The 523-nt window shown below is 75.5% G+C and carries 1 protein-coding gene and 1 pseudogene; both read right to left on the reverse strand.

Annotated features, from left to right (window positions below):
- Positions 1-73 precede the first annotated feature (73 nt).
- Positions 74-253, reverse strand: a complete 180-nt coding sequence (locus tag FOE67_RS28085; RefSeq protein WP_194444865.1) for a mobile element transfer protein — start codon at positions 251-253, stop codon at positions 74-76.
- 25 nt (positions 254-278) lie between these two features.
- Positions 279-523 (reverse strand): annotated as a pseudogene (locus FOE67_RS29880) (DUF2637 domain-containing protein); the annotation flags it as partial.

The following is a 523-nucleotide window of genomic DNA, read 5'->3' on the forward strand; positions in this document are numbered from 1 at the left end:
GCGAAGACCTGCCCGGTGGGCAGCGGGTTGGTCGCCCGGTGCGGCTTGAGCACGGCGGTTCTCCTTCCGGTGGTCAGCGCGGGGTGCAGCGGTGGGAGCGGGAGGCCAGTTCGGCCGCTTCGGGGGTGGCGTAGTGGGCGGACCATCCGCAGTCGTTGCGGGTGCAGGCGGCCAGGTATCCGGCGCGGCCCGAGCGGCGGTCGCGGGCCGATCCGATCTCCACGGGGCCGACGCGGCGCAGGCGGCGGGGCAGTCGGGGCACGAGGGGTCACCTCCTTTCAGGACAGTTCGGCGGCGATCGAGGAGGCCAGGGAGGCGGGCACGCCCAGGCGCGAGCGCAGGGTGTCGGCGTCGATCCGGTCACCGGTGGTCGCGCGGTGGGCATCGGCGATCTTCCGGGCGTGTGCCAGCAGAGCCGGGGGCACCCCCGGAGCCGGAGCCGGGACCGGTGTCGGAGCCGGTTCATCGACCGGTGTCGGGTCCGGGGTGGGGGCCGGTTCGATCGGCCGGGGCGAAGCCGCAG

This window comes from Streptomyces calidiresistens (assembly GCF_014141525.1).
Classification (GTDB): Bacteria; Actinomycetota; Actinomycetes; order Streptomycetales; family Streptomycetaceae; genus Streptomyces; species Streptomyces calidiresistens.